Here is a 24,402-nt window from a genome sequence, read left to right as displayed (position 1 = left end):
CTGTTTAATAGCTATTCTTTTTTACTAGAGGTGCAGAATGATGAACAAAAGAATTATTTGGATTTTTCTATTTGGATTTATTATACTATTATCAGCTTGTTCAGGAGAAAAAGAAGAAACGGATGATTATGACCACGGTTTTTATCCACTCACTGGCCTTGAAACCAAAGAAGGGGCAAACGACCGAATTGTAAGTGTAATGGTGAACAATCATCTCCATGCACGCCCTCAATCTGGACTGTCCAAAGCGGACATTGTATTTGAAATTCTAGCAGAAGGGGACATTACCAGGTTTCTAGCTTTATTTCAGAGTGAAAAGCCGGAAGTAGTTGGGCCAGTCCGCAGTGCAAGGGAATATTACTTTGAACTTGCTGACCGTTATGGTACATTGTACATCCATCATGGTGCAGCAAAAAGTATAGATAAAATGATTCAAGCTCGAGGAATAGAACATCTGGATGGCGGTTATTATGATAACGATAAACATTTGTTTAAACGGGAGGATTTTCGAAAAGCTCCTCATAATTCCTATTTACAATTTGATGCTGTCTACGAGGAAGCGGAAGTAAAAGGATATGATATAACATGTGATTATAAGCCATTACCATTCCTTGAAAAAAGTAAAAAAATAACAGGAGAACCTGCTCAAGATGTGGAAATTACGTATGGAACAAATACACAGGATAAAGTGACATATCACTATAATTCAGAGGAAGAAATATATACAAGGTTTAACGGTCAGGAACAAATGATTGATCTTCACTCTGAAAAACCTATCAAAACAACTAATATTTTTATTGTTGAAGCAGATCATGAGGTGATTGATGAAGAAGGCCGTCGTGCGATAGACCTTGAATCCGGCGGAAATGCATACCTCCTTCAAAAAGGGAAAGTTAAGAATATTAAATGGATAAACCAACGAGGCAGAATTATTCCAGAGCAGGATGGACAAGATATAGGATTCATACCTGGGAAAACATGGGTAAATATTGTTCCCTCAGATCCGGGAATACATCAATCCGTGAATATATCAAAGGATTAGAAAGAAGGTGGATTTCTTCATGCAAATTGATAAATTACGCGGTAAACAGTTAGATCAATTGTTTGATGCCATTCTGTCTCTAAAGAACCGAGAGGAATGTTACCGATTTTTTGATGACATTGCCACCATGTCGGAGATTCATTCCATTACACAGCGATTGCAGGTTGCGAAAATGTTAATGGAAGGTGACACATATAGTGTCATCGAGAAAGAAACAAAAGCTTCCACCGCCACCATATCACGCGTTCGCAGGTGTATTAACTTTGGGAGCGATGGATATCAAATGGTGTTGGATCGTATAACAGGCGATGATGATACGCAAAATCAAAAATAAGTACCGCATGCCAAAACATGGCAGCGGTATTTTTTAAAGTGTGCCCGGCATGGGCTATAGCCTCGTGGTGAAAGTCCACTACAGGCTTGGCAGTAGGTACTCCTACAAAACGTAAGTTTTTAGGCTTCTGCTTGCACACGGTGAATAAAGAAACAGGTTTTCGTCCGCATATAAAATCTAAAAGAAGCTTTGAAAAGAAACTAAAACAGATTACCAAACGAAACCGGGGTCACAATATTCGTAAAATCATTCAGGAGATTAATGAGGTCACTACTGGTTGGATTAACTTCTTTGGAATAGGATTTATGAAAGGATACATTCAACGAATCAACCATTGGTTGAAAAGACCTGCGGTAGTATGAAAAATAAATAACTATTTGATTATCAAGGTGCAATTCACTTAAAAAAAGCAACACGAAGTTAAACCAGCAAAAAACAGAAAATTTACTGGTAATCTGTTAATGGATGAAAACTATAGACACTTGTTGATTCAAGACCAATTCGCAATTCAGTCACGGATTTCCCTTGAGAAACATATAGGATTTCATCTCTTAATGTGGTGGCGCCAGGTAAATCGTTATTTACGGTGAAGGAATTTTACCTTGCATTGAAAGCCGCCCTAGAGCTACTAACATCTAGGTTCAAAAATCAAGGTGCACAGCCTGCGTGTAGGAAGACCAAGGCGCACACTGGGAAACAGTCTTTTTATGCGGTTCAATCCGCAAGGGGGAAAAGAATTGTCCCAAATGATCCTAAGACCATTATCTAGGAACATCACACAACGTCCAAGAGATTTAACATATTTATCATTTCATTATTTAAACTCCAAATGAGTTACCTGGAACGGATGGCGGCGACTCCTGCGGGAAAAGCATGACCGCAGGAAGTGAACTTCTTCCGAGGAGGCTCAAGCCATGCCCGCGGAAAGCGTCCGCCAGCAGTGAAGGGTAACGGAGTTACGCTCAAAGTGTTATTAGGTAGATTGAAAATAATTAATAAGAAAATATTTAAGACTAAACATATTATACGAGGGGGAAGAAAGTGAAAACCAAATACCATAGCCTTATAAAACTCGGAATCCCACCCCAGAAAGCATGGGAGTGGGCTAATACTCGTAAAGGACATTGGAGAATAGCCAACAGTTACATTCTTCACAGAACCATTACAAATAAAATTCTCGAAAGAGTAGGCTACAAAGATTTAACCATACTCTTCGAGAAAGCACACTCAAACTACTGAACCGCCGTATACGGAACACATACGGTGGTGTGAGAGGTCGACTATCCAATTAATGGCTAGTCACCTACTCGATTCATTGGCTGGTGCATGAAAACGGTATAAATGTACATTATCAAATTAAATCTCAGTTAACCCTAAATTCATAGAACAATATTTGCTATAATAAACAAATGGAGAATGATATTGGAGGATTATAGACTGTGTACAATACAATGAAAGAATGGAAACATGTATTTAAATTAGATCCGGCGAAAGAGATATCGGATGAGCATTTAGAGCAGTTGTGCGAATCAGGAACAGACGCTATCATTGTTGGTGGAACAGACAATGTAACATTAGACGGTGTGTTGGACTTATTATCGCGAATTAGACGATATACGGTTTCATGTATCCTTGAAATTTCTACGATGGAGGCAATCACACCTGGATTTGATTACTATCTGATTCCAATGGTTATGAACAGTAAAGACAAAAAATGGATGATGGACATTCAACACCAAGCTATTAAACAATATAAAGATATGATGAATTGGGATGAAATTTTCATTGAAGGATATTGTATTTTAAATGAACAAGCAAAGGCTTTTTCACATACGGATAGTTATCTACCGGACGATGATGATGTTATCGCTTATGCCCATATGGCCGAACATGTCTTTCATTTACCAATCTTCTACATGGAGTACAGTGGTACCTATGGCGACGTCAATTTGGTAGAGACAGTGAGCAATGAACTGGAAAATACGTTGCTTTTTTATGGAGGCGGCATTGAACATCGATCCCAAGCAAGAGAAATGAAAGAACATGCAGACGTTATTATTGTTGGTAACAGTATTTATACTAATTTTAAAGATGCATTAAAAACAGTTAAAGCTGTTAAAGATATTGAATAAGGTGGTGGGTGTTGTGAGTCAAACAATGGGTGACTTATTGCAAGGACTAAATAAAGAACAAAAACAGGCGGTTAAACATACAGATGGTCCTCTGCTAATAATGGCAGGAGCAGGCAGTGGGAAAACTCGTGTGCTTACACATCGGATTGCATATTTACTTCGTGAAAAGGACATTGCGCCGAGAAATATCCTCGCGATTACATTTACAAATAAAGCTGCACGAGAAATGAAGGACCGTGTTCATAAGCTGGTTGGAACGAATAGCGATCAGATTTGGGTGTCCACGTTTCACTCGATGTGTGTGCGTATTTTAAGAAGGGATATTGATCGCATCGGATATAATCGCAGTTTCACTATTTTAGACAGCAGTGATCAGTTATCCGTGGTTAAACAAGTGTTGAAAAGCTTAAATATCGATCCGAAAAAATTTGACCCGCGTGCAATGCTAGGACAAATTAGTGCGGCGAAAAATCAATTAATTACGCCAGAGGAATATAACAATAATGTTGGTAATTTTTTTGAACGGCAAGTTGGACAAATTTACGAAGCGTATCAAAAGGTAATCCGGAAAAATCAATCGCTTGATTTTGATGATTTAATCATGCAAACGATCCATTTATTTAAGCGTGTTCCGGAAGTACTGAAATATTACCAGCATAGGTTTCAATATATTCATGTTGATGAATATCAGGATACAAATCATGCCCAGTATTATCTCATCAAGCAATTGGCAAATCGCTATCAAAACCTTTGTGTTGTTGGTGACTCGGATCAGTCTATTTATCGCTGGCGTGGAGCGGATATTGCTAACATTCTTTCTTTTGAAAAAGATTATTCTAGTGCCAAAACGGTTTTCTTAGAACAAAACTATCGTTCCACCAAGTCAATTCTAGAAGCTGCAAACCAAGTGATTGCACGTAACACAGGTCGAAAACCAAAGAATTTATGGACGGAAAATACAGACGGTAAAAAGATAAAATATTACCAGGGAACGACAGAACAAGAAGAGGCGCTTTTTGTAACAGATAAATTGCATCATCTTATAAGTGAAGAAGGATATTCACCGAATGACATTGCAATATTATATCGAACAAATGCTCAATCACGGGCGATTGAGGATAAATTAATGAAATCTACCATAGCTTATCAGATGGTTGGGGGCACGAAATTCTATGAGCGTAAAGAAATAAAGGATATGATCGCATATCTTCGCCTCATTATGAATCCACATGATGATTTAAGCTTTGAACGGATTGTTAACGAACCGAAGCGAGGTATTGGAAAAACATCGATCGATCGATTACGTGCCTATGCAACGGAACATGATATTTCATTTTATGATGCCGTCAAGGAAGTGGATTTCACAGGCGTAACCAAAAAGGCAGCGATGGCTCTTGTTGAATTTGAAACGCTTATTCGTACATTAACACAGCAGCAAGAGTTTTTAACAGCTACAGATATGGTAGAAGCTGTATTAAAGCGGACTGGATATGAAGAGATGCTCAAAAGAGAACAGAGTCTTGAATCACAAAGCCGTTTGGAAAACTTGGAAGAGTTTATGACTGTTACGCAAGATTTTGAGGCAGCAAATGAAGACGATAAAACACTAATGGCTTTTTTGACAGACCTTGCCTTAATCGCAGATATTGATCGTGTGGACGATGAGGTTATGCAAAATGAAGAGAAGGTTACGCTTATGACGTTACATGCTGCAAAAGGGCTAGAATTTCCTATCATCTTTTTAATCGGCATGGAAGAAAATGTTTTCCCGCATAGCCGTTCGATGATGGATGAAGAAGAAATGGAAGAAGAGCGTAGGCTTGCATATGTGGGAATAACAAGAGCTGAACGTGAGCTTTATGTAACGCATGCAAAAATGCGCACATTATACGGAAAAACAAACATGAACCCAATAAGCCGTTTTATTCATGAAATACCGGAAGATCTAATCGAAGGAATGGAGCAAGCGAAAGCGACAACATTTGGCTCATTCGCACAGCCTCAAGAAAAGCCTTCTTTCGCGAAGAAACGAAAAGCGCAGAAAATACAGCAAACAACCGGAGCAGATTCAGAAACATGGATGCCTGGCGATAAGGCAGTGCATAAAAAATGGGGCGTTGGAACAGTTGTAAAGGCTCAAGGAGAAGGAGAATCAATGGAACTGGACATTGCATTTCCAGCACCAACAGGGATAAAGCGGGTACTAGCTAAATTTGCTCCAATTACGAAACAGTAGGAGGCCTTTGTCAAGTGGGAAATCAACAGGTTCAAGATAGGATTAATGCTTTACGTGAAATATTAAATCAATATGGGTATGAGTATTACGTACTTGATAGACCGAGTGTACCTGACGCAGAATATGACCAAAAGCTGCAAGAGCTAAAGAAGTTGGAAAAGGCGCATCCTGAGCTTATTACTTCTGATTCACCAACCCAGCGCGTTGGTGCAGAGCCACTTGATGCATTTCAGAAGGTGCAGCATCATATACCAATGCTTAGTTTAGGAAATGCATTTAATGAAGCGGATTTACGTGATTTTGACCGTCGTGTAACACGTGAGACGGATCAGCCCGTGTCCTATGTTTGTGAGCTGAAAATAGATGGTTTGGCGGTGTCACTGACATATGAAAATGGTAAATTTACCCGAGGTGCAACACGTGGTGATGGGACAACCGGTGAGGATATTACAAGTAATTTAAGAACGATTCGGAGTATCCCACTATCCATTAAGGAAAAAGAAACAATCGAGGTACGTGGAGAAGCATTTATGCCACATCGATCATTTTTAGCGCTGAACAAAGCGAAACAAGCAAATAACGAAGAACCGTTTGCTAATCCCAGAAATGCTGCAGCAGGATCACTACGTCAATTAGACCCAAAAATTGCAGCTACCCGTAACTTGGATACCTTTTTATACGGTGTGGGCGAATGGGAAGCAGGGGCACTAAGTTCGCATAGTGAACGTCTGCACTATTTAAAAGAACTTGGTTTAAAAACAAATCCAGAATGGAAAAAGTGCGCAACAATTGAAGAAGTGATTGAATATGTCAATTACTGGACAAACGAACGACCTCATTTAGACTACGAAATAGATGGGATTGTGGTAAAGGTTGATAATCTAACGCAACAGGAAGAATTAGGTTTTACTGCAAAGAATCCCAGGTGGGCTATTGCTTATAAATTTCCTGCAGAAGAAGCGATAACGAAGCTCCAAGACATTGAATTAAGCGTAGGTCGTACAGGCGTTGTGACACCTACTGCAATCTTAGATTCCGTCAGAATCGCAGGAACAACTGTTCAGCGTGCCTCCTTGCATAATGAAGACTTAATCCATGAACAAGATATCCGGATAGGAGATACTGTTGTCATAAAGAAAGCTGGGGATATCATTCCAAAAGTTGTTCGTGTAGTTAACGAAAAACGAACAGGGGAGGAACAGCAATTCTTCATGCCAAAACACTGTCCGGCCTGCGGCAATGAATTAGTTCGCTTAGATGAAGAGGTTGCATTACGTTGCATTAACCCAAATTGTCCGGCACAGGTGAAAGAAAGCCTCATCCATTTTGTTTCCCGAGACGCAATGAATATAGATGGCTTGGGTGAAAAAGTAATTATACAACTCTTCAGGGAAAATCTAATCCACACCATTGCAGATATTTATCGTCTTGAACGAGAAGAATTACTTCAATTGGAACGAATGGGAGAGAAATCTGTAAGCAATTTATTACGTGCGATTGAGGTATCGAAAGAAAATTCGCTGGAAAAACTTCTTTTCGGATTAGGTATTCGTTTTATTGGAAGTAAAGCAGCAAAAATATTAGCAAGTCATTTCAAAACAATGGGTCGATTGCAGCGTGCAAGCTATGATGAGTTGATTGTGATCGATGAAATTGGTGAAAAAATGGCGGACGCTATTGTGCAGTACTTTTCAGAGGAAAAAGTGATTGCACTCCTGGAAGACCTAAAGGAATTAAACGTCAATATGCAATACAATGGACCTCAGAAATCGAATGAAGGTACTGTTTTTGCAGGGAAGACAATTGTACTAACAGGAAAAATGGAAAAGTTAACCCGCTCTGAGGCAAAAGAAAAGATTGAGGCAATGGGAGGTTCTGTTACAGGTAGTGTAAGCAAAAAAACAGACATCGTTATTGCAGGTGAAGATGCAGGTTCAAAACATAAAAAAGCCCTGGAGTTAGGCATTTCAATATGGAATGAGCAACAACTAATGGAAGCCATTGATATGAAGGAGTAAATAGTCATGAAAAAAATAATCGTCTATCTCATGTGTATCCTTCTTTTATTTTCAGGGTGTGCACCAAATGAGAAAGAAGATGAAGTTGTTAAAAAGGATGAAAAATCATCGAAAAAAACCTCAACAATTGTGCCAAGTTATCAATTATCCAAAGATGATTATAGAATGGTTCTGCCCTTTAGACCGAGTAAAGCACGAGGAGTTATTGTAAATCAAGTAGCAAATCGCCTTGATATTGATGAAGTGGAGAATGGATTAAGGCGTCATTCCAAAGAAGTTTTTGATCCAGATAAATATTACTATGAAGAAGGTCAGTATTTAACAGAGGAAATGGTTTATAATTGGCTCGGGAGAACGCTGACGAAGGATCAACTAAAAAAGGAAGTAAAAGAACAGAAGGAAAATTTGGAAGAGGCCGGAAAAGAAGTAGATGAGGAAAAAATAAAAAAAGACTTACAACAAGGATTAAACCCTTCTATAGAAGATGATTCTGATAAAAACGCGCATCAGGATAACCCGAAATACCTCTCTCATATCGTTGAACAAAATTACTTAAAGAAGAAAGAGGATAATTCCGTTAAATTAGCGGGTATATCAATAGGTCTTTCCATGAAATCTGTCTATCGCTATCAAACCGAGACAGGTGGACCCTATTATTATGAAGACATATCAAAAGAGGAAATGGAAAAGCAAGGGAATAAAATTGCTGAACGTGTGCTCAAACGCCTCAGGAAAATTGACGGGCTGGAAAATGTGCCAATTATGATCTCCTTGTATAGAGAGGCAAAACAAGGTTCTCCAGTTCCAGGGAATTTTGTGGCTAAAACAACTGTTCCAGAAGGAGAAAACTCGATTGGTAAATGGAAGTCTATAAAAGAAGAATACGTTTTATTCCCATCAGATCGTGCAAAAGAAGCGTACTATGATGATGCTGAAATAGTTAGCAGTTTTGGTAAAGATATTGCCGAATATTTTCCTAACTACGTAGGCGTTATTGGTGAAGGTCTATATGTGGATAAAGAATTAAGAAAACTGAGTATTGAGATACCAATCGAATTTAATGGAGAAAGTGAAATTGTCGGTTTTACACAGTATACATTTGGACTCATCAAGGAAATGTTTCCTGATTATTATGATCTTGAGGTTAAAATAACCTCAAGTGATCAAATAGAAAGCGTTATTTATCGGGAGTCTGGAAAAAAAGAACCGATCGTTCATATTTTTCACTAAAATTGGCAAGCATTTGTAATGAAGGCTTTCTGCATACGTGCAGAAAGCCTTCGTTATGCTAAGAAAAGATTCCTTTAAATATGAGATTTAAGTTTTGCGGCCGCTCTGCTAGTCTTCTCATAAAGTACCCATACCAATCTTCGCCAAAAGGTACATACGTACAAAATGCATAACCCTCTTTTACCAGTTGCTTCTGTAAATCAGATCGAAATCCATAAAGCATTTGAAACTCAAACAAGTCTTTCGATATATTGTTTTCTTGCACAAATTCTTTAATATCCTTAATAATATGGTGATCATGCGTTGCTATTGAAGTAAAACTATTATTAAGCAAATGGGTTTTGATTAATTTTAAAAAATTTTTGTCAATAGCATTTTTATCTTGTAATGCTATATCTTCATTTTCTTTATAGGCTCCTTTTACAATTCGTAAACGCACACCTTTGAAGTCCAGAATGTCCTTTTCAGCCTGGTGTAAATAGGATTGAATCACTGTACCCACATTATCAAAATCATTCAATAGCGTTTTTAATATATCCAGTGTTTGCTCGTAATGGGCATAATCTTCCATATCAATATTAATAAAAATATCAAGTTCTTTGGCAACATCCATGATATCCCTCATATTTTCCAAGCAAAAGTTGCGTTCGATGTCCAGTCCAATTTGCGTTAACTTTATAGAAACATGTGAATCTACTTGATTTTCGTTAATGGCATGTAATGTTTTGATAATCTTTTGTTTTGCTTTCAATGCTTCCTCTTTTTGAACGACGAATTCACCTAAGTTATCTAACGTGCAAGCAATGCCTAAATCATTCAGTTTTTGAATGGTCTTCATCGCACTGTCCATATCTGTTCCAGCAACAACCTTCGAGGCACCAAGTCTAAGTCCCCACCGCTTAGCTCCTTTATTTAATAGCCTATTTTGAGATAGCGAAATGAAAAAGTCTCTGGTCAAACTCATGAATATCCCTCCTATTTGGTAAACTTCCTAAACGATCATAAAATGGCCTTATAAAAGCGCTTTCATTTATAGAAAAATAACCCTTTTATCGTATATTATGCAAAAATCGTGCCAATTGTAGCTGGCTCAATTCATAAAGATGGAAATTAAACAAAATTGAATCAATTCCGTATATTGTTTATAATGAAGAAAATGTCTACTTTAAGTACACTTCTGTAAAGTTGTAAACAAAATGAACACAATTTACAGACAGGAGGGATGAAATGAATACAAAATTAAGCGATGCGATCTATTATTTAACCGCGTTATTGGAAACAAGTTCGGATGCGATTGCGATTGTCAGCTCAAAAAAGGAAGTGATGTTTTGGAATACACATGCAGAGCGGATTTATGGGATTTCTAAAGATGAAATCATCGGAAAAAATATTGAAGATTTCTTTAGAAAGCAAGATTTGAAGTTACTTGAAATATTAGAAACAGAGGAAGCTGTTTGCAATGTTCATCATGAACCCCTCCCTGACAAACATGTATTAATTAATTCTTCTCCTATTTATAATGATCATGGTGGATTAATCGGCGCTATTTCCATTGAAGACGATGTTACCAATGTAGTTAAATTAAATGAAAAATTGTCATCAACAACAATTGAATTACAAAAAGTAAAACAACAAGCAAACATTCAAAATCAAACAGGTCCGTTTTCTGATATCAAAGGTGAAAGCGCTTCCACTAAAAAAGCGAAAGATTTAGCTCTGAAGGTAGCGCGCACAAATGCAACGGTTTTAATACAAGGGGAAAGTGGAGTAGGAAAAGAACTTTTCTCCCAGGGTATTCATGAAGCAAGTTTAAGAAACAACAAACCATTTATCCCCATCAACTGTGGTGCCATTCCTGAGTCACTTTTTGAAAGTGAATTATTTGGTTATGCCAGAGGTGCTTTTACTGGTGCTTCCAAGGAAGGGAAAAAAGGAAAGATTGAGCTTGCGGATGGCGGTACTTTATTTTTAGATGAAATCGGTTCTCTTCCTCTTGACATGCAAGTAAAATTACTGCGTGTCCTGCAGGAAAAAGAAGTCTATCCAATAGGAAGCAATAAACCAAGTAACGTGAACGTGCGAATCGTAGCTGCAACAAATAGTGATCTAAAAAAGATGGTAAAAGAGGGGAAATTCAGGGATGATTTATACTATCGATTAAGTGTAGTAGTAATCGTTGCCCCGCCTCTGCGTGAACGATTAGGTGATATCCCAATCTTAGTAGATCATTTCATGCAGGAATTTTCCATCAAACATCAAAAGCAGGTTCCGAGGCTTTTAGAAAGTACGCTGCTCATGTTTAAGGATTACAGGTGGCCTGGCAATATCCGCGAATTACGTAACATCGTTGAAAGAATTATATTATTCAATGAAAAAGAGATCATAGCACCACAGGATATTATAGATATTTTCCCAGTAAGCAATACACATGTAGTAAGGAAGGAAAATGTAGGTTTATTGCAACAAGATAAAGCGGCAATGGAAAAGACTAAGATTAAAGAAGCACTTGTTGAAACATATGGCAATAAGAGTGCCGCAGCAAAAATATTAGGGATTTCAAGGGTGAGTTTGTATAAAAAAATGAGAGAATATGAGATTCCAATATAGAAAAATTTAGTTTTAATTAATTGGCATGTTAATTGCATATAGATGGAGGGAATGGCTTTATAGAATATAAAACGATTCGGGAGGTTTTTAACATGGTAGTTTCATATAAGCATGAACCATTTACAGATTTTACTAATCCAGAAAATCATCAGCAATATAAAGATGCTTTAAGTAGAATACGCAGGGTGGATTTAGGAAAAGAGTATCCACTTGTAATAGGTGGTAAGCGCATTTATACTGATGACAAACTAGAATCCTATAACCCCTCGAATATATCACAATTAATTGGAAGGGTTTCCAAGGCGAAAAAAGAACATGTTGATCAGGCAATGGATGCGGCATATGAGGCATTTAAAACATGGAGAGAGTGGACTGCTGAAGAACGAGCAGGAGTACTTTTTAAAACAGCTGCAATTGTTCGGCGCAGAAAACATGAATTCTCTGCCATGATGTCGTATGAAGCTGGAAAGCCATGGGGGCAGTCTGATGCAGATACAGCTGAAGCGATCGACTTTCTTGAATACTACGGCCGGCAAATGATTGAACTTGGCAAAGGAAAGAAAATAAACGAACGGAGCTTTGAAGATAATTCCTATTTTTATCAGCCAATAGGCCCAGGTGTGACGATTCCGCCATGGAACTTTGCGTTCGCTATTGTATGTGGAACGACCGTTGGTCCGATTGTCGCAGGAAATCCCGTACTCCTGAAACCATCGGAAAACACACCGGTTATTGCATACAAATTAATTGAAGTGCTTGAAGAGGCTGGTCTTCCAAAAGGAGTAATCAACTTTCTGCCGGGAGATCCAGGAGAGATTGGTGACTACTTAGTTGATCACCCGCGTACCCATTTTATTAACTTTACTGGCTCAAGAGATACTGGTACACGAATAATTGAACGGGCAGCAGTAGTTCAGGAAGGTCAAAATTTCCTCAAACGTGTCGTTGCTGAAATGGGTGGAAAAGATACGATTATCGTTGATGATGATGCAGATCTTGACTTAGCTGCTGAATCGATTGCTAATTCTGCATTTGCTTTTCAAGGTCAAAAATGTTCCGCATGTTCAAGGGCTATTATTCATGAAGATGTGTATGATGAGGTGTTGAAAAAGACTGTTGCTTATGCTGAGAAAATGACAGTTGGGGATGTTGCAACCGAGGATTATTTTCTTGGCGGTGTCATCAATCAGAAGCAATTCGACAAAATCAAAAATTATATTGAAATCGGAAAAAAGGAAGGTGAACTCGTATTTGGAGGAGATCCAGATGATTCTAAAGGATATTATATCTATCCGACAATATTTGGAAATGTTGACCCTGAGGCAACCATTATGCAAGAAGAAATCTTCGGCCCTGTTGTCGGATTTGCAAAAGCCAAAAACTTCGACGCATTGCTGGAAATTGCCAACAACACGAACTATGGCTTGACAGGGGCTGTCATTTCCAATAATCGAGCACATCTAAATAAGGCAAGGTATGCGTTTCATGTTGGGAATTTGTATTTCAACCGTGGATGTACAGCAGCAATCGTCGGCTATCATCCATTCGGCGGGTTTAAAATGTCCGGGACAAACGCTAAAGCAGGCGGACCAGATTACCTGTTGAATTTCCTTGAAGCAAAAACCGTTTCAGAAATATTGTAAATTTTTGGGAGGACAGTCCCTCACCGTTTTAAAGCGGTGAGGGACTGTCCTTGTTTATTTTCCCAAAAAATTTTTCTGATTAGTTGCCTAGAACAGTCTAATTCTGCTATTATCAATAGTGCCTGAAAGTATTTTTTACTTTCTAAAAAAGGTATAATAGATAAGTCATTAGGAAATAAATGAACTATTTGAGAAACATCTTTTAAGATACTATAAATGAGGCTTTTCAAAATAGATGGAGGTGTGGAAGTGATGGCAGAGATTACGAAAGAGCAAGTAGAACGTACAGCCGATTTGATAAGACTTACGATTTCAGAGGAAGAAACAGAGCTTTTAACAAGTCAATTAAATGAATTTATGAAATATGCAGATCAATTAAATGAATTAGATACAGAAAATGTTAAACCAACCACACATGGAAATGATGTCAAAGATGTCATGCGCAAAGATGAGCCGACAAAATGGATAACACAAGAAGAAGCATTAAAAAATGCTCCTGATCAAGATAGTGGACAAGTTCGAGTACCATCAATTTTAGAGTAAGGAGGGAAAACAATGTCATTATTTGATCATAGTATTAAAGAATTAGAAGAGAAGTTACATAATAAGGAAATTACTGTTCAGGACTTGGTTGATACTTCCTATAATCGTATTAAAGAGGTTGATGATCAAATACAAGCGTTTTTAACGCTAAATGAAGAGAATGCACAAGTGCAAGCAAAGGAACTCGACACTGATGCAGATAAATCAAAGCGTCTATTCGGAATTCCAAACGGTATGAAAGATAATATTATGACCAAAAATTTACGAACTACTGCAGGAAGTCAAATGTTAAAAAACTTCGATGAGCCGTTATTTAATGCGACTGTTGTTGAAAAATTAAATGAAGAAAAAGCAGTTATAATAGGAAAGTTAAACATGGATGAATTTGCCATGGGATCTTCAAACGAAAAATCAAGCTTCCAAACAACGCGCAATCCATGGAATACGGATTATGTACCTGGTGGGTCAAGCGGAGGTCCAGCTGCAGCAGTAGCATCTGGTCAAATTAAATTTGCTTTAGGGTCTGATACAGGCGGATCGATACGCCAGCCAGCAGCATTTTGTGGTGTCGTTGGGATGAAACCTACATATGGACTTGTGTCACGCTTCGGTTTAGTTGCGTTCGCATCATCCATGGATCAAATCGGCCCAATTACCAATACAGTCGAAGATAATGCACGTGTACTCGAAGTGATTGCCGGGTCCGATAAAATGGACATGACTACGGTGAATAAAGAGGTGCCAGCGTATACAGAAAAATTAGCAGATGGTATAAAAGGTCTGAAAATTGCTGTTCCAAAGGAATACTTGGGTGAAGGTGTCGCGCCGGAAGTGAAAAATGCGGTTATGGACGCATTGAAGGTATACGAATCACTTGGAGCAACATGGGAAGAAGTATCCCTACCACATTCAAAATATGCAGTAGCTGCGTATTACTTGCTATCTTCTGCAGAAGGATCTACAGCACTAGCACGTTATGACGGAGTTCGCTACGGAGAGCGTTCAAAAAATGCAGATAATATGATCGATATGTACAAGCTATCCCGAAGTGAAGGTTTTGGTGAAGAAGTAAAACGCCGTATTATGCTTGGTTCCATTACACTTAGTGCTGGTTATCATGACACCCACTTTCAAAAAGCCCAAAAGGTACGAACATTAATTAAAAGAGACTTTGAGGATATTTTTGAAAACTATGATGTAATCATTGGACCAACAACGCCAACGCCAGCATTTAAACTTGGTGAAAAAACAGAAAACCCGCTAACGATGTATATGAATGATGTGCTAACCATTCCAGTTAACTTGGCAGGAGTACCTGGTATTTCCCTGCCATGTGGTTTTTCAGAAGAAGGGCTTCCACTTGGTCTGCAAATTATCGGGAAGCACTTTGATGAGAGCACCGTTTATCGCGCAGCACATGCTTATGAGCAAGCTACAGATCACCATACAAAACGTCCGGAACTTGGAGGTGAAAAGGAATGAATTTTGAAACAGTCATAGGTCTTGAAGTACACGTTGAACTTAAAACGAAGTCAAAAGTATTCAGTCCAAGTCCAAATGCGTTTGGTGATGAACCGAACGTTAACATGAACCCGATTGATTTAGCATATCCGGGAACACTTCCTTTAATAAACGAGGAAGCTGTTAACTACGCAATAAAAGCAGCAATGGCACTGAACTGTGAGATTGCAACAGATACAAATTTTGACCGTAAAAACTATTATTATCCAGATATGCCGAAAGCTTATCAAATCTCTCAAGATGATAAACCAATTGGCCAGCACGGCTGGATTGACATAGAAGTAAATGGAAAACAAAAGCGTATCGGCATTACTCGTATCCATCTGGAGGAAGATGCAGGGAAATTAACACATGGTGATGATGGTTATTCATTAGTTGATTTTAATCGCCAAGGTACACCATTGATTGAAATTGTTTCAGAACCAGATATCAGTTCTCCTGCTGAGGCATATGCATACCTGGATAAACTGAAGAACATTATCCAATATACAGGTGTTTCAGACTGTAAAATGGAAGAAGGATCCCTTCGTTGTGATGCAAATATCTCTTTACGGCCAATTGGTCAAGAAGAATATGGCACGAAAACGGAATTAAAAAACTTGAACTCTTTTGCTTTTGTAGAAAAAGGGCTGGAATTTGAAGAAAAACGACAAGAGAAAGTGCTATTAGCTGGTGAGGAAAACTTTCTACAAACACGTCGTTATGATGAAAAAACGAAAGAGACGTTCTTAATGCGCTATAAAGATGTTGCAAATGATTACCGCGTTTTTCCGGATCCGGATATTGTGCCATTATACATTGATGATGCATGGAAAGAACGCATCCGCAGTCAAATCCCAGAGCTTCCGGATGCACGTAAGAAAAGGTACATGGAAGATTTTGGATTATCCGAATATGACGCAAATGTATTAACTGGTTCCAAACAAATGGCTGACTTCTTTGAAGAAACCGTTGAAGCTGGAGCAGATAAAAAACAAGCATCAAACTGGTTAATGGGCGATATTTCAGGTTACATGAATAAACACACAAAAGAGTTACATGATTTAGCTATTACTCCAGAATCGCTGGCAAAAATGATACAACTTATTGAAGACGGGACGATTTCATCTAAAATTGCAAAAAAGGTATTTGCTGAATTAGTAGAAACAGGCGGCGATCCTGAGAAAATAGTGAAGGATAAAGGTCTCGTTCAAATTTCTGATGAAGGACAATTAAAGGAAATTATTACAGAAGTCTTAGATGCCAATGAACAATCCGTTTCTGATTATAAGAATGGTAAAGGCCGTGCATTAGGATTCTTAGTAGGACAAGTTATGAAAGCAACCAAAGGACAAGCAAACCCGCCAATGGTTAATAAAATCCTTAAAGAAGAAATAGAAAAAAGGTAATATTCATAACAAGTTTGAAGATATAAGGCTACTACTGCATCAGGTAGTAGCCTTCATATTGAATAATAGAACTCCGCTTTTCAATAGTATGAAACGGGCTATGATAGTCTTTGTGTGGAGTCATCTATGAGTAGTATCTACAACAAACGACCCTGAAGTAGTTCTTGAAGAAGTGGGGAGGGAATAAGATGAAAAAAGCACGAATTATTTACAACCCAACATCTGGACGGGAAATATTTAAAAAAGATTTGGCGAATGTATTAGAACGATTCGAGGTAGCCGGCTATGTAACGTCCACACACGCAACAACAAGTGAAGGTGATGCAATTGAAGCAGCTAAGTGGGCTGCAGAATGTCGCTATGATCTGGTGGTTGCTGCTGGTGGTGATGGAACAATTAATGAAGTCATCAATGGAATCGCAGGACAAGATGTTAGACCAAAGCTTGGTATTATTCCAGTAGGTACAACGAATGACTTCGCGAGAGCGCTGCTCATACCTCGGGATATAAAAAAAGCTGTTGATATTATTGTTGAAGGACAGTCTATGCCTCTTGATATAGGTAAAGTAAACGAACACTATTTTATGAACATAGCAGGCGGAGGTAAACTTACAGAGTTAACTTATGAAGTACCGAGCAAATTAAAAACAATGCTCGGACAGCTTGCTTACTATATAAAGGGAATCGAGATGTTGCCATCTTTAAAACCAACTGAAGTGAGAATTGAATATGATGACAACATTATTAATGAAGATATCATGTTATTTTTAGTGTCAAACACAAACTCTGTCGGAGGTTTCGAAAAACTAGCTCCAGATGCAAAATTTGATGATGGCTACTTTGATTTAATCATTTTGCGCAAAACAAATCTGGCTGAATTTATTCGTATTGCTACATTAGCACTTAGAGGTGCCCATTTAGATGATAAAAGTGTTATTTATGCTCAGGCAAAGAGAGTAAGAGTAACACCTAAAGATAAAATGCAATTAAACATTGATGGTGAATTCGGTGGTATGCTACCAGGAGAATTTAAAAATCTCAGACAGCACATTGAATTTTGTGTACCGGATATTTTTATAAATAAGGAAGATAGCTGAACGTGAGGCTATCTTTTTTGTGTGTACATGCGTATATCCCAAGAATTATGGTAAGATAATACCATATACATAAGTCGAAAAGGAAGATAAAAATGGCTAAGCAAACAGCACCTGTAAAAAAGAATGAAACAATCACACTCACATTTGAGGATCTTACACACGAAGGAAACGGTGTTGGCAAGATAAATGGCTATCCACTTTTTGTCCCCTATGCTTTACCAGGTGAAGCTGCATCTGTCAAAGTGGTAAAGGTGAATAAAAACTTTGCTTTTGGCAAATTGCTTAAAGTCCACAAGCCAAGCCCAGATCGCGTAAAAGCGCCGTGCAATGTATATCATAAATGCGGGGGCTGCCAACTACAGCATATGAGTTATGATAAGCAGCTAAAAATGAAACGAGATCAAGTCAAAAACGTTATGCGCAAAATCGCTCATCTTGATCATATCCCCGTTCACCCGGTCATCGGTATGGAAGATCCATGGAGATATCGTAATAAAGTATCCATACCTGTTGGCGAGAAAGACGGAGAACTGATTACCGGATTTTATCAAAAGCGAAGCCATCGCATTATTGAGGATATGGAAACCTGTGTTGTCCAAGACGAGGTGAATGACCGATCAATTGAAGCGGTTCGCCGTATTGCAAGCAGTCTTGGAATTAAAGCATATGATGAAAAAACGCATCGTGGTGTATTACGGCACGTCATGGTCAGAACAGGACAAAAAACCAATGAAACGATGATAGTCTTAGTAACACGTACACAAGAACTTCCGCATAAGAAGGAATTGATCAAGGAACTTACAGAGACATATCCGCACGTGAAATCCATTATCCAAAATATTAATGACGAACGCACCAATGTTATTTTGGGCAAGAAAGTGAAACTCCTATGGGGAGAAGAGTATATTTACGACATGATAGGCGATATTAAATTTGCAATATCTGCAAAATCATTTTATCAGGTAAATCCTCCGCAAACAGAAAAACTCTATAAGCAAGCATTGGAGTATGCCAATATAGATCACAATGATGTCGTTATTGATGCATATTGTGGGATTGGAACCATTTCTCTATTTCTGGCACAAAAAGCGAAGAAAGTATACGGTGTAGAAGTCGTTCCTGAAGCTATTAGCGATGCAAAGAAAAATGCAAAAATAAACGGCATCACAAACGCAGCGTTTTATGTTGGCGAAGCAGAAAAAGTGATGCCCTGGTGGACAGCACAAGGGTTAAAACCAGATGTGATCGTTGTTGACCCACCACGAAAAGGTTGTGATGAGGAATTATTAAAGGCAATGATAAACATGATGCCGAAGCGAATCGTTTATGTATCCTGTAATCCATCCACACTAGCACGCGACTTATGCATCCTGGAAGATGGCGGATATGCTACACAAGAAGTGCAGCCGGTGGATATGTTCCCGCAGACAGGGCATGTGGAGTGCTGTTCACTACTCGTAAGGAAAGATAAATAAAGAATGTAACAATGAGCATAAGCCCTCTTTTGTCAAGGGGGACTTTTTGCTTACCACTAGTTAACTCAACAAGAAATGCTCATTTTCTATGCATTACAAATTGTGACTTACTCAATTTAAATTGAGTTTTTGTATAAAAAGGGATTAAATGTTCTTCACAAAACAAGCTTATAACATCGATATCAGAAAGCTCCTCTAGCAATTTTGATACGAGATTCGTCCCAATGCCTGAATTTTGAAAAGCGTTATCTATAACCACATCTTCTACGTATGCTCTAAATTTACCATCCGATATAGCTCTGGCAAACCCAATAAGAGTACCGTCCTTCCATGCTCCAATTGAAATTACAGACTTCAACATCTTTTCAATATCTTGCTCTCTCCTTTCCTTCCACCAGCCTGCATCTTTATAAAGCTTCATAAGCTCAATAGCTGTAATTGGTCTTTCAGCGAAGTTTAAATATTCTACTTTCAAGTTATTCATACATAGTACCCCCAATTATGTCACTTTCTTTCTTAATTTAAAAACTATAAAATCAGCACATCTGAAATCTTCTTCAAATGACGGATATTTACTCAATTTATCCTCCGATGGCTTTGGTTCAACTAAGCCTTCTAAAATAAAACCTGCTTTAATGACATTATTAACATAGCTCGTTAAAGTTCTATGGAATAATAGCATTTTTTCTTTATCGCCTAATCTTTGTTCATAAACACCTTCATAAAAATATTTATCTACGTTCCAATGTAACTTTTCACCATCTTTTGTTTTCTCCCATCCACTCTCTGGAGTAACAAAACAGGGATGTAAAATTGAAAAAATAAAATATCCTCCATTTACTAATAGACGATACATTTCTTGAAATGCTTTTTCATAATTTGCAAAGTCTTGTATTACCATATTCGATACTATTAGATCAAAACTGTTATCCTCTAAAAAATTTAAATCCTCACAACTCCCATGCTTATAATCAATTCTCAAATCAATTGGAGTTCTTTCTTTAGCAATTTCTAACATTTTTTCTGAATAATCTATTGCTGTTACATTCGCTTCAGATTTAGCTAAAATTCTACTGAAATATCCTTCACCACATCCAGCATCTAAAACTTTTTTATTCTTTACAGTTCCCATAAGTGATAATAAAGTAGGGTTTAAAAAAACTTCTTTATGAATGTCACCTTTTTCATTATGAGCTGCTGAAAATGTTTCGGCATATCTATCCCACCTTTTAATCGCTTCTTCTGTGCTAATATTTTTCTTCATTTTAAAACCACCTAACTTATTCATATTATCTTTGATTTTCCATTCTTATTACCATTTAAATGTACTATATTCAAGAGGTATTCTAACATTATTTATTCAAGAATATGATACCCAATTGTGAAATACAATCCTTTTAGGTAGTAAAAGTGTAAAGGTGATGGAAGGTTAGAATTTCTCGTTCAACTCTTGATGGTCCCCATGATATCTTACTTTAGAAAAATAAGAAGAATGAAGATAGAGAAAGCCACACTATTATATTTGTGGCTCTCTCCTCCCCTTTATAGAATAATCAATTCTTTGTTTGCATGTGTTAATACTTTGCTTCCATTCTTTTTCACCAGAATATCATCCTCGATTCTAACACCGCCAATTCCAGGCAAATAAATGCCAGGTTCTACTGTCATTACCATGTTTTCCTTTAAAACATCTTCAGACTTTACGGAAAAATATGGCGATTCATGTACCTCAAGCCCAATTGCATGTCCAGTACCATGTCGAAATTGCTTACCGAAGCCTTTCTCCGTGATAAAATCTCGAACTTTTTTGTCGATTGCTTGACAGAAAGATCCTGCTTTAATCGAATTAATTCCTATTTCAAGTGCATCATAAACAATGGAATATATTTGCTTTAAATCATCATTTGGTTCGCCAACAGCAATTGTCCTAGTCATATCAGAACAATAACCTTCGTAATAAGCCCCAAAATCAAGTGTTAGCATATCTCCTTTTTCTACTTTTTTATTACTCGCAACCCCATGCGGTAAAGCTGAACGAATTCCTGAGGCAATAATGATGTCAAATGAAGAAGAAGTTGCCCCATTTTTACGCATATGATGCTCCAGTTCATGGTTTATTTCCATTTCAGTTATTCCTGGTCTAATAAAGTTAAGAATATGCTCAAATGCTTTATCAGAAATGTTAGCGGCAGTATTTATTTTTTTAACTTCGTTATCCGTTTTTACCGCTCGAAGTCCCTCGATAATGCCTGAAACAGGTATACATTTTTGGACTAAATTATTTAAGTCTTTATATTGTTTGTAATTCAAATCCTCTTGTTCGAACCCTAATCTTTCAATTCCCATTTTCTCAGCTTGTTTAGCAACTTCTTGAAGGGTGGATCTATTTTCAATAATTTGGAATCCCTTAACCTGGTTTACAGCTTGTTCAACATATCTAAAATCAGTAATGAACTTAGCACATTCTTTGGAAATAATTGCTACGCCTGTTGTTCCGGTAAAACCTGTGATATACCTACGATTAAAGCTATTAGTAATCAAAAAACCATCAATATTATTTTGCTCAAATTGCTCTCTTAGAACGGTTAGTTTATCCATTACAAATTCCCCCTTATACACTTCATATTGTTTAAATTTTTATCATTCAATTTTTGCGTAAATTCATACCCAGCAATTGAATGATAAAAATATCTCCTTCTGTCCTACCGAGTAGATAATCTTTTTAAATGGTGATTGATTGTTTACTGTAAATTACTTAATATAAGTAATGCAACTTATATGCCAATTCTCTATATCTTTTGTGCTTTAAATCATCTTTTCTAAAAAAGGATTCCGGATTTTGCATCTTATCGTGGTATAAATCTTGCATACTTTATTAAAAAGACGAAGGAGGATATATTATGTCCATTAATTATCAAACGAGATTAACTGCATTAAAAACCTACTTAGAAGAAAATAATATTGATGTTGCAATGATTATGACACCAGCAAATGTATTCTATTATACTGGATTTAATTCTGAACCACATGAGCGTTTCATGGCTTTGGTTGTTGATAATCGCAATCAACAAAATATCTTATTCGTCCCCGCTTTAGACAAGGATTTGGCTTCTAATGACTCGATTATTAGAGAAATAATTCCAATCTCTGATGGGGAAGATCCGTACACTATACTTCAAGAAAATCTGGGTAAGGGAATCACTCGTTTTGGACTCGAAATGAAAAAAGTGAGTATGTTTCAACACCAGTATTTAACAGCGGTTTTCCCTGAGGCTAAATATGAAGACATTCAACCATTCATTAACAAACAACGGATGAAAAAATCAAGAGATGAAATTGCGCATACACAAAAGGCAATAGATATTATTGAGAAAGTAATGGAAGAGGGAATGAAAAAAGCAACAGTTGGTATGAGTGAACTAGAATTAGTGGCTGAGCTAGAATTTTTGATGAAGATGTTTGGTGCAGAGGGACCTTCATTTTCAACCATTGTGTTATCTGGTGAAAAATCAGCATTACCACATGGGATACCAGGAAGCAGAACTTTTAAAAATGGGGACTTTTTGCTAATTGATATGGGGGTAATTATTACAGAAGGGTATTGTTCCGATATTACCCGAACATTTATTATCGGTGAACCAACAGAAAAACAAAAAGAAATATATGATATTGTGCGAAGGTCTAATCAAGCAGGTATTGATGCTGTAAAATTCGGTGTACCGCTTAAAACATTTGATATGGAATCAAGAAACTTGATAACAAACAATGGCTATGGAGAATATTTTAATAATCGGGTTGGTCATGGCCTTGGTATTGAAGTGCATGAGGAACCATCTATCCATGAAAATAATGAGCAAATGGCAGAAAAAGGATTATTGTTTACGATCGAACCTGGAATTTATATACCTAATTTTGGCGGTGTACGGATTGAAGACAATGTGTATATTAATGAAGCTGGAGAGGCTGAAATATTGACTTCCTTTCCGAGAGGGTTACATATGTTGTAAATCAAACTGGCGGGAACTTAAAAAAGAACAATAGATGGGTCTAAAATGTATCCTATTACGTAATCTCTTAAAGGCGATAGATAGAAGAAGTAGCTGATATGAATTAGGTTTTAACTCGCTATTTTATTAACAGCGTATATGACCTACACCAATAAATATGGGTAGCAATGAGATGTAAGAAGATGACTCCTATTCTATACAGGAACCATCTTCTTACAAAATGGAACTGGATATTTGATGATAATTAATTATTTACATTCCCAATAGTATTGTATTGAGTATCTTTAGTCATGCCAACTTCATCATATTCACTCATCATCGAAGTAAGTTTTCTTGAAGCAAAAAGAAGGATGACTCCTAGTGCAATCGCTACTCCGCCAATTGTAAGAAATATCCCCATATAACCTAAAGAGGCTGTTAAAGCAGCCAGTTGCCCAGCTATAAGATTGGCAATCCCTATAGCAGATAGCCATACTCCCATAAGCAAAGAGGCAATTTTAAGTGGTGCTACCTTACTGACCAATGATAAACCAACAGGAGATAAACACAATTCACCCAATGTATGCAATAAATACGTTAATATAATAAAGGCTATATGGGCCTTTGTGACTATATTTTGCTCATCACTCCCTGTGTACAAAACAGCAGGGATAAGAATCATAAATCCTACTCCGAGCAATATCATGCCTAAACCCATTTTCGTTATTGGTTTTAGATCACCAGTTTTAGATTTAGAAAGCTTAAGCCATAAAATTGAAATAATTGGTGCGAAGCTAACGATGAATAATGGATTTAGTGATTGGAACCAAGAAACAGGTACGAGGTATCCAAATACTTCCCGATCCACAAAGTTTTTAGTGTATAACGTAAATGAACTTCCTGCTTGTTCAAATCCGGCCCAGAAAAAAACAACAAAGCATGCAAGGATCATAATTGCCAATGTTCTTTTTTTCTCTTTTTTTGTAAGTGGCTGTTTTTGGTTCTTTTTCTCCGGAACTTCTTTTACATTCAATTGGGTTGGTTGTAATCCTACATTACCTAAATATCTATTACTTAAACTATTAAATAGAACTTGTCCAATAATCATCCCGATGGAAGAAGCTAGGAAAGCCCATTTAAAACCAAAGTG

At 37.4% G+C, this 24,402-nt stretch carries 20 protein-coding genes; 15 read left to right on the top strand and 5 right to left on the bottom strand.

The features are described from left to right. The first annotated feature begins 37 nt into the window (after window positions 1-37). The 7 genes from J2Z81_RS08150 to J2Z81_RS08120 all read left to right on the top strand — a co-directional run bounded on the left by J2Z81_RS08150 (window position 38) and on the right by J2Z81_RS08120 (window position 8,992). Window positions 38-1,042 carry a DUF3048 domain-containing protein gene (locus tag J2Z81_RS08150; protein WP_051681344.1) on the top strand — a complete coding sequence of 335 codons (1,005 nt, stop codon included), beginning with the start codon at window positions 38-40 and terminating at the stop codon, window positions 1,040-1,042. Between the two features lie 19 nt (window positions 1,043-1,061). Beyond that, entirely contained in the window at window positions 1,062-1,376 is a 315-nt protein-coding gene (locus tag J2Z81_RS08145) for a YerC/YecD family TrpR-related protein (RefSeq protein ID WP_029265995.1), read from the top strand. A 140-nt stretch (window positions 1,377-1,516) separates the two neighbouring features. Beyond that, window positions 1,517-1,738 carry a group II intron maturase-specific domain-containing protein gene (locus tag J2Z81_RS08140; RefSeq protein WP_226374287.1) on the top strand — a complete coding sequence of 74 codons (222 nt, stop codon included), beginning with the start codon at window positions 1,517-1,519 and terminating at the stop codon, window positions 1,736-1,738. Between the two features lie 1,089 nt (window positions 1,739-2,827). Next, complete coding sequence (locus J2Z81_RS08135; RefSeq protein ID WP_038220997.1) at window positions 2,828-3,508, top strand: heptaprenylglyceryl phosphate synthase; 681 nt, start codon at window positions 2,828-2,830, stop codon at window positions 3,506-3,508. Between the two features lie 13 nt (window positions 3,509-3,521). Further along, window positions 3,522-5,744 (top strand): DNA helicase PcrA, encoded by a 2,223-nt coding sequence (gene pcrA / locus J2Z81_RS08130; protein WP_226371107.1) that lies wholly within the window; start codon window positions 3,522-3,524, stop codon window positions 5,742-5,744. 14 nt (window positions 5,745-5,758) lie between these two features. Further along, the gene (ligA, locus tag J2Z81_RS08125) at window positions 5,759-7,762 is read left to right on the top strand and encodes an NAD-dependent DNA ligase LigA (RefSeq protein ID WP_226371106.1); all 2,004 of its coding nucleotides are present in this window, start codon (window positions 5,759-5,761) and stop codon (window positions 7,760-7,762) included. Window positions 7,763-7,768: 6 nt separating this feature from the next. After that, window positions 7,769-8,992: a CamS family sex pheromone protein gene (locus J2Z81_RS08120; protein ID WP_226371105.1), complete on the top strand. Its 1,224-nt coding sequence runs from the start codon at window positions 7,769-7,771 to the stop codon at window positions 8,990-8,992. Between the two features lie 58 nt (window positions 8,993-9,050). Here the strand turns inward: J2Z81_RS08120 and J2Z81_RS08115 are convergent, their stop codons facing one another. Next, a complete protein-coding gene (locus J2Z81_RS08115; protein WP_029267747.1) occupies window positions 9,051-9,956 on the bottom strand; it encodes a proline dehydrogenase family protein in 906 nt (301 codons plus the stop codon). Between the two features lie 263 nt (window positions 9,957-10,219). On the opposite strand from J2Z81_RS08115, the gene J2Z81_RS08110 reads away from it, so the two are divergent. The 7 genes from J2Z81_RS08110 (at window position 10,220) to rlmD (ending at window position 19,266) form a co-directional block, all read left to right on the top strand. Next, complete coding sequence (locus J2Z81_RS08110) at window positions 10,220-11,599, top strand: sigma-54 interaction domain-containing protein (protein WP_226371104.1); 1,380 nt, start codon at window positions 10,220-10,222, stop codon at window positions 11,597-11,599. 92 nt (window positions 11,600-11,691) lie between these two features. After that, complete coding sequence (gene pruA / locus J2Z81_RS08105; RefSeq protein WP_226371103.1) at window positions 11,692-13,242, top strand: L-glutamate gamma-semialdehyde dehydrogenase; 1,551 nt, start codon at window positions 11,692-11,694, stop codon at window positions 13,240-13,242. A 252-nt stretch (window positions 13,243-13,494) separates the two neighbouring features. After that, window positions 13,495-13,785, top strand: a complete 291-nt coding sequence (gene gatC, locus J2Z81_RS08100) for an Asp-tRNA(Asn)/Glu-tRNA(Gln) amidotransferase subunit GatC (protein WP_029267741.1) — start codon at window positions 13,495-13,497, stop codon at window positions 13,783-13,785. Between the two features lie 12 nt (window positions 13,786-13,797). After that, window positions 13,798-15,267 carry an Asp-tRNA(Asn)/Glu-tRNA(Gln) amidotransferase subunit GatA gene (gene gatA, locus J2Z81_RS08095; protein WP_226371102.1) on the top strand — a complete coding sequence of 490 codons (1,470 nt, stop codon included), beginning with the start codon at window positions 13,798-13,800 and terminating at the stop codon, window positions 15,265-15,267. Beyond that, window positions 15,264-16,694, top strand: a complete 1,431-nt coding sequence (gene gatB, locus J2Z81_RS08090) for an Asp-tRNA(Asn)/Glu-tRNA(Gln) amidotransferase subunit GatB (protein ID WP_029267736.1) — start codon at window positions 15,264-15,266, stop codon at window positions 16,692-16,694. The genes gatA and gatB overlap by 4 nt, the downstream gene beginning before the upstream one ends. 188 nt (window positions 16,695-16,882) lie before the next feature. After that, the gene (locus J2Z81_RS08085) at window positions 16,883-17,791 is read left to right on the top strand and encodes a diacylglycerol kinase (protein WP_029267734.1); all 909 of its coding nucleotides are present in this window, start codon (window positions 16,883-16,885) and stop codon (window positions 17,789-17,791) included. A gap of 92 nt (window positions 17,792-17,883) precedes the next feature. Further along, window positions 17,884-19,266: a 23S rRNA (uracil(1939)-C(5))-methyltransferase RlmD gene (gene rlmD / locus J2Z81_RS08080; protein ID WP_226371101.1), complete on the top strand. Its 1,383-nt coding sequence runs from the start codon at window positions 17,884-17,886 to the stop codon at window positions 19,264-19,266. A gap of 79 nt (window positions 19,267-19,345) precedes the next feature. Here rlmD and J2Z81_RS08075 read toward each other — a convergent pair whose 3' ends face one another. From J2Z81_RS08075 to J2Z81_RS08065, 3 genes are all read right to left on the bottom strand, one after another. Beyond that, on the bottom strand, window positions 19,346-19,750 hold the full coding sequence (locus J2Z81_RS08075) for a GNAT family N-acetyltransferase (protein WP_226371100.1): 405 nt from the start codon (window positions 19,748-19,750) through the stop codon (window positions 19,346-19,348). A gap of 15 nt (window positions 19,751-19,765) precedes the next feature. Next, window positions 19,766-20,530, bottom strand: a complete 765-nt coding sequence (locus J2Z81_RS08070) for a class I SAM-dependent methyltransferase (protein WP_226371099.1) — start codon at window positions 20,528-20,530, stop codon at window positions 19,766-19,768. Window positions 20,531-20,808: 278 nt separating this feature from the next. Then, window positions 20,809-21,864, bottom strand: a complete 1,056-nt coding sequence (locus J2Z81_RS08065) for a M24 family metallopeptidase (protein ID WP_029270577.1) — start codon at window positions 21,862-21,864, stop codon at window positions 20,809-20,811. Window positions 21,865-22,166: 302 nt separating this feature from the next. On the opposite strand from J2Z81_RS08065, the gene J2Z81_RS08060 reads away from it, so the two are divergent. Continuing rightward, window positions 22,167-23,273 carry a M24 family metallopeptidase gene (locus J2Z81_RS08060; protein WP_226371098.1) on the top strand — a complete coding sequence of 369 codons (1,107 nt, stop codon included), beginning with the start codon at window positions 22,167-22,169 and terminating at the stop codon, window positions 23,271-23,273. 244 nt (window positions 23,274-23,517) lie between these two features. Here J2Z81_RS08060 and J2Z81_RS08055 read toward each other — a convergent pair. Beyond that, on the bottom strand, window positions 23,518-24,402 hold an 885-nt coding region (locus tag J2Z81_RS08055; RefSeq protein WP_226981290.1), incomplete at its 5' end, for a peptide MFS transporter.

The sequence above is a fragment of the Virgibacillus alimentarius genome, assembly GCF_017874635.1.
GTDB classification, from domain to species: Bacteria; Bacillota; Bacilli; order Bacillales; family Amphibacillaceae; genus Virgibacillus_B; species Virgibacillus_B alimentarius.
The sequence above is the reverse complement of the archived record's forward strand: the minus strand, read 5'-3'. Positions and strand labels throughout refer to the sequence as shown.